Source organism: Dietzia sp. CQ4, assembly GCF_014145125.1.
In the GTDB taxonomy this organism is placed as follows: domain Bacteria; phylum Actinomycetota; class Actinomycetes; order Mycobacteriales; family Mycobacteriaceae; genus Dietzia; species Dietzia natronolimnaea.
In genome coordinates this window covers 1-12,926 of the sequence record NZ_JAALDZ010000066.1, presented here as the reverse complement: position 1 = coordinate 12,926, position 12,926 = coordinate 1, and the positions used below count along the sequence as shown (strand labels likewise).

Below are 12,926 nucleotides of genomic sequence, written 5' to 3'. Positions count from 1 at the left end.
GAGCCCGGGTCGTTGGACGGCTCCCTCGAGGGCTCCCTCGAGCCCGGTTCGCTCGACGACGGTTCGTTGGAGGGTTCGCTCCCGATGGGGTCCCTGGAGCCGGGTTCGGTGGAGGGGTCTCTCGCCCCGATCGGTTCCCTGACCGCGTCACTCGCCCCGTTGGGTTCGACGGCCGCGTCGGTGGCCGGTTCGGTTCCGATCCTGCTCCCGGTGGTCCTCATCGGCGGCTCGATCGCCGCCGCCCCGATGATCGGGCAGTCCGTCATGGATCTCGGGCTGGCCCTGCCGCCCCTGCCCGGGATGCCCGTCGCGCCCCCCGCGCCGGTCGCCGTTCCCGAGGCGCCGCCGGCTCCGGGGCCGGTCACCCCCAACGGTCGCGGTGGTGAGCCGGGCGCCCAGGGTGGGGTCGCGGTCACCGCCAACGCGGCCATCGTCACCACGGGTTCGCTCGGAGACTACGAGGTGGGGCTGCCGGACGGCGTCACCCTGCCCCCGTTGCCGTTCATCCGGTGATCTGACACCCCAACTGCCCCGCTCCGAGTGGTCCACTCGGAGCGGGGCAGTTGCCATTTCGAGAGCGAGAGAGCCCGTGACCTGAGAGAAATCTCACAGGGTGGAATCCGTGTCCCACGTCAGTCCGCGTCGATTGACGAAACCCAATTGTGCGGCTACCCCCTTTTCCCCATATTATTTGCGGGCCAGAGCACCACGGTGATCTGAGTGCGGGTGCTCCAGCCACCACGGAGTCCGCCCGTCGACAAACGAAGGCGAGCAGATGATGACGACTCCCGGCCCCAGAGGCCTGTACCGCCCTGAATATGAACACGATTCCTGTGGTGTCGCGTTCGTCGTGGACATGTACGGACGTCAGTCCCGGGACATCGTCGAGAAGGCGATCGCCGCGCTCGTCAACCTCGAGCACCGGGGCGCTGTCGGCGCCGAGGCGAACACCGGTGACGGCACGGGTCTGATGATCCAGGTACCGGACCGGTTCTTCCGCGAGGTGATGCGCGAGGAGCAGGACCTGGAACTGCCCGAGGCCGGTGCGTACGCGACCGGCCTCTGTTTTCTCCCCCAGTCACGGATGCTGGCGATGGACGCCAAGCGCCTGGTGGAGAGGATCGCCGCCGAGCAGGGCGTCACTGTCATCGGATGGCGTGAGGTCCCGGTCGACGACTCGACGGTCGGCGCGATCTCCCGCGACGCCCAGCCGACCATCCACCAGATCTTCGTCAAGGCCGCGGGTGCCGACGGCGCCCTGCTCACCGAGCTCGCACTCGAGCGCAAGTGCTTCGTGGTCCGCAAGCGGTGCGAGCACGAGCTCGGATCCAAGGGGCCCGGCAAGGGCGACCTGGGCTCGGAGACCGTGTACTTCCCGTCACTGAGCCCCCGGACCTTCGTCTACAAGGGCATGCTCACGGAGAAGCAGCTCCCCGAGTTCTACCTCGACCTGCAGGACGAGCGCGTGGAGTCCGCCCTGGGCATCGTCCACTCCCGCTTCTCCACCAACACCTTCCCGGCCTGGCCGCTCGCGCATCCGTTCCGCTACGTCGCGCACAACGGGGAGATCAACACCGCCCGCGGCAACGAGAACTGGATGCGGGCCCGTGAGTCGCTCATGTCGAGCGAGCACATCGAGGACCTGTCGGCGGCCCTGCCCATCTGCACCCCCGGTGGATCGGACACCGCGCGGTTCGACGAGGCGCTCGAGCTGCTGACCCTCGCCGGCCGCACTCTTCCGCACGCCGTGCTCATGATGGTGCCCGAGGCCTGGGAGCGTCACGAGACCATGGACCCCGCCAAGCGGGCGTTCTACGAGTACCACGCCTCGCTCATGGAGGCATGGGACGGTCCGGCGTCGATCACCTTCACCGACGGCACCGTGATCGGAGCGGTTCTCGACCGCAACGGCCTGCGCCCCTCGCGGATCTGGGTCACCGACGACGGTCTCGTCGTCATGGCCTCCGAGGTCGGCGTCCTGGACATCCCGCAGGACAAGGTGGTCACCAAGACCCGCCTGCGGCCCGGCCGCATGTTCCTGGTCGACACCGCCGCGGGGCGGATCATCGACGACCAGGAGATCAAGGAGCAGCTCGCCGCCGAGCACCCCTACCAGCAGTGGCTCGACGAGGGCATGGTCCGACTCGGCGACCTCCCCCAGGTCAGCCAGGAGATCATGAGCCACGAGCGCGTGGTGCTGCGGCAGCGGGTCTTCGGCTACACCGAGGAGGAGCTCCGCGTCCTCGTCTCCCCGATGGCCGGTGTCGGCGCAGAGGCGACCGGGTCGATGGGTACCGACACCCCGCTTCCCGTGCTGTCCCAGCGGGCCCGGATGCTGTTCGACTACTTCGCCCAGCGGTTCGCGCAGGTCACCAACCCGCCGCTCGACGCCATCCGCGAGGAGCTCGTCACGAGCTACGGGGTGACGCTCGGTCCCGAGGGTGACCTCATCAACCCCGGCCCGGACTCCTGTCGGCAGATCAAGCTCGACAACCCGATCCTGGGCAACTCCGAGCTCGCCACGCTGCGGGCGGCGGGGGACTCCCGCCCGGCGCTTCGCGCGGTGACCGTCCGCGGTCTGTACAACGTCGCCCACGGCGGGCGGGGCCTGCGCATCGCGCTGGACCGCATCCGGCGCGAGGTCTCGGACGCGATCGAGGACGGTGCCGCCGTCATCGTGCTCTCGGACCGTGAGTCCGACGAGCGCAACGCGCCCATCCCGTCGCTGCTGTTGACCTCCGCCGTGCATCACCACCTCGTCCGCGAGAAGACCCGCACCCGGGTCAGCCTCGTGGTGGAGTCGGGCGACGCCCGCGAGGTGCACCACATGGCGGTGCTGTTCGGCTACGGAGCCAACGCCATCAACCCCTACATGGCCTTCGAGTCGATCGACGAGCTCGTCAAGACGGGCGACCTCGCCGGGATCGACACGGTCGAGGCCTGCGCCAACTACCGCAAGGCGGCCGCCAAGGGCGTGCTCAAGGTGATGTCCAAGATGGGCATCTCCACGCTCGCCTCCTACACCGGCGCCCAGCTGTTCGACATCACCGGGCTGTCGCAGGAACTGTGCGACGAGTACTTCACCGGCTCGGTCAGCCCGATCGACGGGATCGGCCTCGACGAGATCGCCGAGGACGTGGCCCGTCGGCACCGCTTCGCCTTCCTGCCGCGTCCCGAGGAGGCCGCCCACCGCGAGCTCGAGATCGGTGGCGAGTACCAGTGGCGGCGCGAGGGCGAGTACCACCTGTTCAACCCGGACACGGTGTTCAAGCTCCAGCACTCCACGCGGTCCGGCCGATACGAGATCTTCAAGGAGTACTCGCGGCTCGTCGACGACCAGTCGGAGCGTCTCGCCACGCTGCGCGGTCTGTTCGAGCTCAAGAGCACTCGCCCGCCGGTGTCGATCGACGAGGTCGAGCCGGTGTCGGAGATCGTCAAGCGGTTCTCCACCGGGGCGATGAGCTACGGCTCCATCTCCGCGGAGGCGCACGAGACCCTCGCGATCGCGATGAACCGCCTGCACGCCCGGTCCAACTCGGGTGAGGGCGGCGAGTCCATCGCCAGGTTCAGCCCCGACCCCAACGGGGACTGGCGCCGGTCGGCCATCAAGCAGGTCGCCTCCGGCCGGTTCGGTGTGACCAGCAACTACCTGGCCAACTGCACCGACATCCAGATCAAGATGGCCCAGGGCGCCAAGCCGGGCGAGGGCGGCCAGCTGCCGCCGGGCAAGGTGTACCCCTGGGTGGCCGAGGTCCGTGGTTCCACGCCGGGCGTCGGGTTGATCTCGCCCCCGCCGCACCACGACATCTACTCGATCGAGGACCTGGCGCAGCTCATCTACGACCTGAAGAACGCCAACCCCGAGGCTCGGATCCACGTCAAGCTCGTCGCCGAGCAGGGCGTGGGAACCGTCGCGACGGGCGTGTCCAAGACACACGCCGACGTGGTGCTGATCTCGGGCCACGACGGAGGCACGGGTGCCTCGCCGCTGACCTCGCTCAAGCACGCCGGTGGACCGTGGGAGCTGGGCCTGGCCGAGACCCAGCAGACGCTGCTGGTCAACGGGCTCCGCGACCGGATCGTCGTCCAGGTCGACGGGCAGCTCAAGACGGGGCGCGACGTGATCGTGGCGGCGCTGCTCGGTGGCGAGGAGTTCGGGTTCGCCACCGCGCCGCTCGTCGTGGCCGGCTGCGTCATGATGCGCGTCTGCCACCTCGACACCTGCCCGGTGGGTGTGGCCACCCAGAACCCGGTGCTGCGCGAGCGGTTCAACGGCAAGGCCGAGTACGTGGTGAACTTCATGGAGTTCGTCGCGGAGGAGGTCCGCGAGTACCTCGCCGAGCTGGGCTTCCGGTCCCTCGACGAGGCGATCGGACACTCCGAGTGCCTCGACAAGTCCCGTGCGTTCGCCCACAACAAGCGGGCGGCCAAGCTGGACCTCGAGCCAGTCTTCGCCCAGGCGGACTCGCCCTTCATGCACCAGGACCTGCGCTGCACCAAGCAGCAGGACCACAAGCTGGAGGGAGTGCTCGACCGCACGCTCATCGAGGACTTCCGTTCGGTGCTCGTCGACCCGTCGTCCGGCCCGGCCACCGGTCGGTACCCGATCTGCAACGTCAACCGCTCGGTCGGCACCATGCTCAGCCACGAGATCTCCAAGGCGTACGGGGCCGCAGGCCTGCCGGACGGGTCCATCGACCTCACCTTCACCGGTTCGGCGGGCAACTCGTTCGGGGCGTTCCTCGCCGCCGGCGTGACCCAGCGTGTCTTCGGTGACGCCAACGACTACGTGGGCAAGGGACTGTCGGGTGGTCGGATCGTGGTCCGGCCCGCCCTGGACGCGGCCCCGGACTTCGTGGCGGAGGACAACATCATCGCCGGGAACGTGATCTGTTACGGCGCGACCAGCGGTGAGATCTACCTGCGGGGAATGGTGGGCGAGCGCTTCTGCGTCCGCAACTCCGGCGTCACCGCTGTGGTCGAGGGCGTGGGTGACCACGCGTGCGAGTACATGACGGGTGGTCAGGTCGTGGTGCTCGGGTCGACCGGGCGCAACGTGGCCGCCGGCATGTCGGGCGGTGTCGCGTACTTCTACGACCCGGACGGGCAGCTGCCCGTGAACCTCAACGACGAGCTCGTCGAGATCGAGGAACTGCTGACGGAGGACGTCGAGTTCCTGCACCGGATCGTCGAGCGGCACGCCGCCGAGACCGATTCGACCCGGGCGCGGGAGATCCTGTCCGGTTGGGCGCAGAACGTGAATCACTTCGTCAAGATCATGCCGCGCGACTACAAGCGCGTGCTGCTCGCCATCGAGCAGGCGGAGAAGGACGGACGCAACGTGGACGAGGCGATCATGGAGGCCGCAAATGGCTGACCCGAAGGGCTTTCTCAAGCACACCGAACGGGAGCTCCCCGAGCGTCGTCCGGTGGATCTGCGGATCATGGACTGGAAGGAGGTCTACGAGTCGACCACCCTCCCGGAGGACGACCTGAAGACCCAGGCCAGTCGCTGCATGGGCTGCGGCATCCCGTTCTGTCACCAGGGTTGCCCGCTCGGCAACATCATCCCGGAGTGGAACGACCTCGTGCACCGCGGGCGGTGGGACGCGGCGGTGGATCGTCTCCACGCCACCAACAACTTCCCCGAGTTCACGGGGCGGCTCTGCCCGGCCCCGTGTGAGGGCTCCTGCGTCCTGGGAATCAACCAGCCGGCGGTGACGATCAAGCAGATCGAGGTGGAGATCGCCGAGAAGGCATGGGAGGACGGTCCCATGGATCCGGTGATCCCCTCGTTCCGCACCGGCCAGTCGGTGGCGATCGTGGGTTCCGGCCCGGCCGGGTTGGCGGCCGCGCAGCAGCTCACCCGCGCCGGGCACTCGGTGACGGTCTTCGAGCGCGATGACCGTATCGGTGGTCTGATGCGCTACGGGATCCCCGAGTTCAAGATGGAGAAGGAGATCATCGACCGGCGCCTCACCCAGATGGAGGCGGAGGGCACGGTGTTCCGCGCCGGCGTCAACGTGGGCAAGGACATCACCGCCTCGCAGCTGCGCGGCGAGTTCGACGCGGTCGTCCTCTGTGGCGGCGCCACCATGCGACGGGATCTCCCGGTCCCGGGCCGCGAGCTCGACGGGATCCACCAGGCGATGGACTACCTGCCGCTGGCCAACAAGGCCGCGGTCGGTGACCCGGTGGTGGACTCCGACGGCCTGCCGGAGATCCACGCGCGGGATAAGCACGTGATCATCATCGGCGGCGGCGACACCGGCGCCGACTGCCTGGGAACGGCCACCCGCCAGGGTGCGAAGTCGGTCAAGAGCTTCGAGATCATGCCCAGGCCGCCCGCCACCCGTGCCGCCTCGACCCCGTGGCCCGTGTACCCGCTGATGTTCCGCACGGCGTCTGCGCACGAGGAGAACGGCGAGCGGGTCTACAGCGTCTCCACCGCCGAGTTCCTCGGCGAGGGCGGCCACGTGACGGCGCTCAAGGGTTCCGAGGTCAAGATGGTCGACGGGCGCTTCGAGGCGGTGCCCGGCACCGACTTCGAGTACCCGGCGGACCTGGTCCTGCTGGCCATGGGGTTCACGGGCGCGCAGAAGACCGGATTGTGCTCCGACCTGGGCGTGGACTTCAGCGACCGGGGCAACGTCGACAGGGACGACACGTACGCCACCAACGTCGACGGTGTGTTCGTCGCCGGGGACATGGGACGTGGCCAGTCCCTGATCGTGTGGGCGATCGCCGAGGGGCGCGCCGCCGCGGCCTCGGTCGACCGCTTCCTCATGGGGGAGACGGCCCTCCCGTCGCCCGTTCGACCCACGGACGTCGCACAGCGCTGACCGGGGGACGCGCGCCCGGGGGAGCACGGCGGGGTATCGTTTCGCCTTAATAGAACCTAAGATGTGAGGCAATTCGATCCAGGCCACCCCGGCCGCCGTCACGGAAGGCATACATGGTCCGCCGTCGCCCTGCCGCCGTGTCCGGTGCCGTGTTCGTCGGCCTGGTCGTGGCGCTCGTGGTCGCGCTGTGGCTGTCGGTCGCGATGATCGGTGGGCCCGCGGCCTCCGCACAGGGGACCGGCTCCGGGGCGAGGGTCGAGGTGACCGATCTCCCGGTGCTCAGCGAACTCCCCCCGCTCCCGGTGGAGGGGGACTCGCCGGACGCCGGGGACGGCCCGGACTCGTCCTCCCTGGGCATCTCCGGGGTGCAGACCGTCGCGCTGGGCCTGGCCGCCGCGGTCCTCATCGCCGGCGGGATGGGTCTGGCACTGGTCACGAGGCGTGGTCGTGCGGTGCCACCGGAGGAGCAGGCCCCACCCTCTGGTCCCGCCCCCTGACGACGGGGCCGATAGGCTCGGCAATATGAGCCGCCATATCGCAGGACGCGGACGGGCCGCGCGGGTGACACCGCCGGCCGGTCCACCAGTGGACGACGTCGAATGTGATCTGGGCAGCAAGCTCACGCTCGGCCAGTTCCTCAAGCTGGCCTCGCTGCTCGATTCGGGGGCGGAGGCCAAGGACGCCGTCGCGGCGGGCGCGGTCAGCGTCAACGGGGAGGTCGACGTGCGGCGCGGTCGCGGACTGGCCGACGGCGACGTGGTGGCGTTCGGTGGCCGCGCGGCCCGCGTGGTCGCCCGTGACGGGCAGGGGAGGCCTCAGTGAACGAGATGACGTCCGGCGCCGTGCCGGCCCCGGTGGTGCTGCACGACGACGACCCGGGGGCCCGCCGCTACGCGGACTGGGTGGCGGAGGAGTTCGACGCCCGCAGCTCCCACCACGACGCCGTGGATCCCGCCGAGCTCGTGGTGGCCGGGACGGTGGTCCTGGTGACGGGCATGCGTCCGGGTGGCGGTCTGGGCGGCTCGGGGTTCATCAAGGACAACTGGGAGGCGCTCGTGGAGGCCGGTCGCCGGGTCGCCGTCGTCATGGTGGGCCCCACCCCGGTCACCGACGACGCCCGGATCGACCTGATGTCGAGCGAGTTCTCCGCCGACCAGCTCCGGGACCTCAAGCTGTTCCAGTTGCGCGGCGTGGTGACCCCCGACCAACTCGGGTTCCGGCAGCGGCTGGGGATCAAGACCGCGCTGGCGGCACTGCGCCGCAAACCGGATCTCACCCCGGAGGAGCAGTCGATGCTCGAGCTGGGCGGGCTGGATCTCACCGACCGGGTCTCCCTCGGCCCGCTCCTGCGGTGGATCAGACGCGAGGCATGACCGTCCGGGCCGCCGGTCGCGAACGGTGTGATACCCGTTACACTTCGTGAGGACAGCCCCACGCCCGGGTGGGGTGCCTACCCGGAGGTTCCCTGACATGCGCACCACCCTGCTCGCCGCGGCGTCGTCCGCTCTGATGGCCACCGCCCTGCTCGCCGGGGCCGGGTCGGCGACGGCGGCGCCCGAGGAGCCGACGGACCCGTTCTGCGTGTGGATCCAGACGATGAACGGCGCCCGGTGCATGTCGGTCGATCCCGCGACCATCGACGCGCTCGGCAGTCTGGGCTACGGCTCCCTCGGCACCGGCTCGCTGATGAACCTGCTGACGACGCTCATCAACACCGGGTCCGTCGTCCTCTCCGTCGACGTGCCCAACTCGACCGGGTCGTACGCGCCCGGGTCGCTGGGCAGTTACGGGCCGGAGGCCTCGATCGGCGAGCTGTCGGTCGGCTCGGTCGGCACCTTCGCGGGCGCGTCCTGATCCGCTGACCGCTCGGCGACCCCGTCGGCCGCCACGCCCCGGCGTGGGGTGCGCGCCGGGGTCAGCGCACCACGATCCCGTCGGAGTCCGCGTAGAGCATGTCGCCGGGGACGAAGTCGACCCCGCCGAAACTCACGGTGACATCCCGCTCCCCGGCGCCCGTCTTGGACGACTTGCGGGGGTTGGTCCCGAGGGCCTTGCACCCGAAGTCCATCGTGCCGATCACCGCGGAGTCGCGGATCGCGCCGTGGACCACCACGCCGGCCCATCCGTTGGATCGACCGAGTTCCGCGATGAGGTCGCCGACGAGCGCCGTGTGCACACTGGCATCACCGTCGATCACCAGGACCCGACCCTCTCCGGGCTCACCCAGAACGCTCTTGAGCAGCGCGTTGTCCTGGAAGCACCGGACCGTGGAGACCGGTCCGAAGAACTCGGTTCGGCCGCCGAGGTCGCGGAACTGGGTGTCGCAACTCCGGACGCCCTCGCCGATCTCGTCGACGAGGTCGGCGGTGGGGACGAATCCGGTGGGGGTGTCGGTCATGGCGGGCCCTCCTGGTCTGAGTTCGGTCTCCCTCCACGCTATCCGGCGACGCTGCCCCGGAAGACCTCGGCCGTGGGGGACAATGACGCCCGAGGGTGTCACCGAAATCCGTCTAGACGTAGGAGGACCGATCCGTGGCCAGGTACGAGCTCCTGATCCACGCCCGCCGCGCCGTGGTCGACGGTCGTATCCAGCAGGCGGCGGTCGCGGTGGACGGCGGCGTGATCTCCTCCGTGCGGACCGGGTCCGAGGCGCGGGACATCGGGTTGGCGGGTGATCACACGATCGATCTGGGTGACGACGTCGTTCTGATGCCCGGGCTGGTGGACCCGCACGTGAGCACCGAGGACGTCGCGGTGGGCACCCGTTCGGCCGCCCTCGGGGGGATCACCACCGTGGTCGACTACGGGACGAACGGCGACCCGTCGGCCACCGACCCGGAGCAGGTGGACCGGTGGCGGGAGGGGGTGACCGGCGAGTCGTTCGTCGACGTGGGCCTGTGGGGTGCCGCGGTGCCCGGCAACCTCGGACGGCTCGGCGCGTTGCTCGACCGGGGGGTGTTCGGGATCTCCGCCGTGGCGGACGGGAAGGGCGTGGCGGGAACCCCCACCCTGAACAGTGAGGACCTGGCGGCGGCGGCGGAGGAGGTCGCCGGCCGCGGCGGGCTCTTCGCCGCGGACGCCGGCGTCGAGGACCTCCCGGTACTGCTGGACGTCTGTCGCCGGACCGGTGGTCGGCTGCACCTGCGGGCGGTCGCCGACGCCGAGGAGCTGCCGCTGCTGCGGGGGGCCAAGGCCGAGGGGCTGCGCGTGACCGCCTCCACGAGCCCGCACCTGCTCGCGCTGGTCTCGGAGGTCACCCACGGGGGCGCGGCCGCCGCCGACCTGGATCCCCCGATCCGGGACGCCGCCACGCGCGAACTCCTCTGGGACGCCCTCCGCGACGGCACCGTCGACGCGATCGCCTCCGCCCGACTCGGTCTCTCGGTGGTGTGGACGGAAGCACGCCGGAGGGGGTGTGATCTCTCGGACGTGGCCGGCTGGATGTCCGGGACGACGGCCGCGATCGTCGGTCTCGAGGACCGGGGGGAGATCCGGACGGGTCTGAGGGCCGACTTCACCGCCGTCGCGGACGACGAGGCGTTCGTCGTCCTCCCCGGTGCCCGGGAACTCGGTTCCGCCGACTCGGTGTACGCGCAGAGGGCCCTGGCGGGAGTGGTCCGCTGGACCATGACCGACGGCCGGTTCGTCGATCCCCGCTCCCTGCCCCGGGGCGCCGTCCTGTCCCGATCCGCCACATGAACCCCGCCGTCGACCGACTGGCGTTCCTCCCGTTCCCGGCGGGCGTGACCTCGGCCCTGCTCATCACCGAGTACGCCATCAAGATCCTCGCCCTGGGCATGGTGCCGGAGAATCGGCAGCCCTCCTCCTCTCAGGCCTGGTTGCTGGCGATCCTGTTCATCCCCATCGTCGGCGTGCCGCTGTTCCTGCTGCTGGGAAACCCGTACATCACCGGCCGACGGCACGTCATCCAGGCCGAGGCCAACCGGCTCTACGAGGAGGCGCTGGAGAAGTGGCCCACGGTCCCCGACAGCGTGCGGATCCCGCCCGGGGTGCGGACGGTTCTCGAGATGAACCGGAACCTCACCGCGATCCCGTGCATGTCCGGCGAGTTCGTGGGGCTGTACTCGGACTACGCGGCCTCGCTCGCCACGATGACGGACGCGGTGCGGTCCGCCCGGGACCACGTGCACATCGAGTTCTACGCCCAGTCCTGGGACGACGAGACCGACGAGTTCTTCACCGCCGCGGTCGAGGCGGCGGAGAGGGGGGTGACGGTCCGGGTGCTGGTCGACCACCTCGGGTCCCTGCGGTACCGGGGCTTCAAGGTGCTACGACGGAGGTTGCGCCACTCGCCGGTCGAGATGCACCTCATGCTGCCGATCAACCCGTTCGTCGGGAGGTTCCGCCGGCCCGACCTGCGCAACCACCGCAAGATGCTCATCGTCGACGGCGACCACGGGTTCATCGGCTCGCAGAACCTCATCGCCCGGAACTACGGCAGCCCCCGCAACACCCGCCTCGGCCGGGAGTGGGTGGACCTCATGATGGAGGTCCGGGGTGAGATCGTCCAGGCGATGAACGGGGTGTTCGCGGTGGACTGGTACTCCGAGAGCGGTGAGGTCATCGAGACCTTCGAGGAGCTCTCCCGCGGCACGTCGGTCGGAGCCGGAGGCGCGGGAGGCGACCCCACCGCCGGCGACCCGGTCAGCGCCTTCCAGCTCGTCCCCTCGGGGCCCGGATACCGCACGCAGCCGAACCTGCGCATGTTCACCCAGCTCATCGGCCAGGCCGAGCACAGGATCAGGATCGTCAGCCCGTACTTCGTCCCGGACGAGGCGTTGCTCCACTCGATCACCTCCGCGTCCTACAGGGGTGTCGACGTGGAGTTGTTCGTCCCCGAACACGCGGACCAGTTCATGGTCCACCACGCCCAGCGGTCCTACTACCGTGCACTCCTCGAGGCCGGGGTGCGGATCAACAGGTTCCGCTCGCCGGCGGTACTGCACACCAAGATGATGTTGATCGACGACTACGGCGGTGTGGTGGGGTCGAGCAACATGGACCAGCGGTCGTTCAACCTGAACTTCGAGATCAGCCTGCTGGTGCTCGGCGGGGAGGCGCTGACCGAGATGAACGACGCGGTGGACGCCTACCTCGAGGAGAGCACGCCTCTCGGCCTGGGTACCTGGCAGCGCCGTCCCTGGCCGGGGCGGTACGTCGACAACGTCGCGCGGCTGAGTTCGGCACTCCAGTAGGGGCCGGCCCCGCGGCGGGGCCCGGCCCGGCAGTCCGGATCGGCCCTGTAGTAGTACGCTTTGCGTGCGTGGGCCGGTAGGGCCCTGCTCATGACGAGAGGCCAGCACAGATGCCCCAGAACCGTGGTTCCGGACTCCGGACCAGGCGCATCGGCGCCGTCGTCGCCGCGACCGCCCTGGCGGCGGTCGCGACCCCGGCCGTGGTGCACGGCCAGGAGGCCTCGGGTTCCGACTCCTCGGTGCCCACCCAGACCGGCAACAGCAGCGTCGACGGCTTGACCGGCCTGATCCCCGAGGAGATCGTGGTCGGCAACCCGGGCTTCGGCGCGGGATCCGAGGGGTTGCGGGACATCGGGAGCGGAGTGGTGCCGGACACCGCGCTGTCCGTCGGCCAGGTCCTGGGCTCGGTGGCGCCGCTCGAGGCGCTGGGGTCGGCGGGTGGATCCGCGGTGGCCTCCGTGGCCTCCTCCGGCAGCCTGCCCGGGTCCGTCTACGTCAACCCGACCGGCTCGATCGGGTCGGGCACCATCGGGCTCGGTTCGCTCTCGATCCCCGAGTACATCTTCCCGGTCCTCAGCGTGCAGTTCGCCGGCGGGTTCTTCGCCGCCCTGGCCGAGCGCCAGGAGGCCGGAGAGCTCTACCCGCACGAGCTGACGTTCTGGAACGACGTGGTGGTGGGCTCGGCCGAGGCCGGCGGGTTCCTCGAGGACGCCGCCGCCGACGCCGGCACCGAGCTCCCCGGCGCACTGGCCGGAAGCATCGACGCGGTGCAGCGTTCCGCGTTGCAGGACCCGTTCGAGGAGAACGAGCGGCGCAGGGCCATCGCGGAGGCCGCCGCGGAGGCGGAGGCCGCGGGCGAGGCGGGGGC

General features: G+C 70.0%; 10 protein-coding genes and 1 pseudogene. 10 read left to right on the top strand and 1 reads right to left on the bottom strand.

From position 1 onward, the window contains the following. The 7 genes and pseudogenes from G6031_RS04620 to G6031_RS04590 all read left to right on the top strand — a co-directional run. Nucleotides 1–513 (top strand): annotated as a pseudogene (locus tag G6031_RS04620) (hypothetical protein); the annotation flags it as partial. A gap of 262 nt (nucleotides 514–775) precedes the next feature. Continuing rightward, a complete protein-coding gene (gene gltB / locus G6031_RS04615; protein ID WP_182652599.1) occupies nucleotides 776–5,377 on the top strand; it encodes a glutamate synthase large subunit in 4,602 nt (1,533 codons plus the stop codon). Next, on the top strand, nucleotides 5,370–6,842 hold the full coding sequence (locus G6031_RS04610; protein ID WP_182652598.1) for a glutamate synthase subunit beta: 1,473 nt from the start codon (nucleotides 5,370–5,372) through the stop codon (nucleotides 6,840–6,842). Before gltB ends, G6031_RS04610 begins: the two co-directional genes overlap by 8 nt. A 137-nt stretch (nucleotides 6,843–6,979) precedes the next feature. Next, nucleotides 6,980–7,339, top strand: a complete 360-nt coding sequence (locus G6031_RS04605; protein WP_347238311.1) for a hypothetical protein — start codon at nucleotides 6,980–6,982, stop codon at nucleotides 7,337–7,339. 88 nt (nucleotides 7,340–7,427) lie between these two features. After that, complete coding sequence (locus tag G6031_RS04600) at nucleotides 7,428–7,664, top strand: RNA-binding S4 domain-containing protein (protein WP_182609886.1); 237 nt, start codon at nucleotides 7,428–7,430, stop codon at nucleotides 7,662–7,664. A 5-nt stretch (nucleotides 7,665–7,669) separates the two neighbouring features. Further along, nucleotides 7,670–8,215 (top strand): hypothetical protein, encoded by a 546-nt coding sequence (locus tag G6031_RS04595; RefSeq protein ID WP_182609893.1) that lies wholly within the window; start codon nucleotides 7,670–7,672, stop codon nucleotides 8,213–8,215. Between the two features lie 97 nt (nucleotides 8,216–8,312). Continuing rightward, a complete protein-coding gene (locus tag G6031_RS04590; protein WP_179524198.1) occupies nucleotides 8,313–8,696 on the top strand; it encodes a hypothetical protein in 384 nt (127 codons plus the stop codon). 61 nt (nucleotides 8,697–8,757) lie between these two features. Here the strand turns inward: G6031_RS04590 and rraA are convergent, their stop codons facing one another. Beyond that, entirely contained in the window at nucleotides 8,758–9,240 is a 483-nt protein-coding gene (rraA, locus tag G6031_RS04585; RefSeq protein WP_179524199.1) for a ribonuclease E activity regulator RraA, read from the bottom strand. 134 nt (nucleotides 9,241–9,374) lie between these two features. Between rraA and G6031_RS04580 the strand changes: the two genes are divergently transcribed. The 3 genes from G6031_RS04580 to G6031_RS04570 all read left to right on the top strand — a co-directional run. Beyond that, nucleotides 9,375–10,541 (top strand): allantoinase, encoded by a 1,167-nt coding sequence (locus G6031_RS04580; protein WP_182652597.1) that lies wholly within the window; start codon nucleotides 9,375–9,377, stop codon nucleotides 10,539–10,541. Continuing rightward, nucleotides 10,538–12,058: a phospholipase D-like domain-containing protein gene (locus tag G6031_RS04575; RefSeq protein WP_182615547.1), complete on the top strand. Its 1,521-nt coding sequence runs from the start codon at nucleotides 10,538–10,540 to the stop codon at nucleotides 12,056–12,058. The genes G6031_RS04580 and G6031_RS04575 overlap by 4 nt, the downstream gene beginning before the upstream one ends. Nucleotides 12,059–12,168: 110 nt before the next feature. Then, a partial coding sequence (locus G6031_RS04570; RefSeq protein WP_182652596.1) for a hypothetical protein occupies nucleotides 12,169–12,926 on the top strand: 758 nt, incomplete at its 3' end.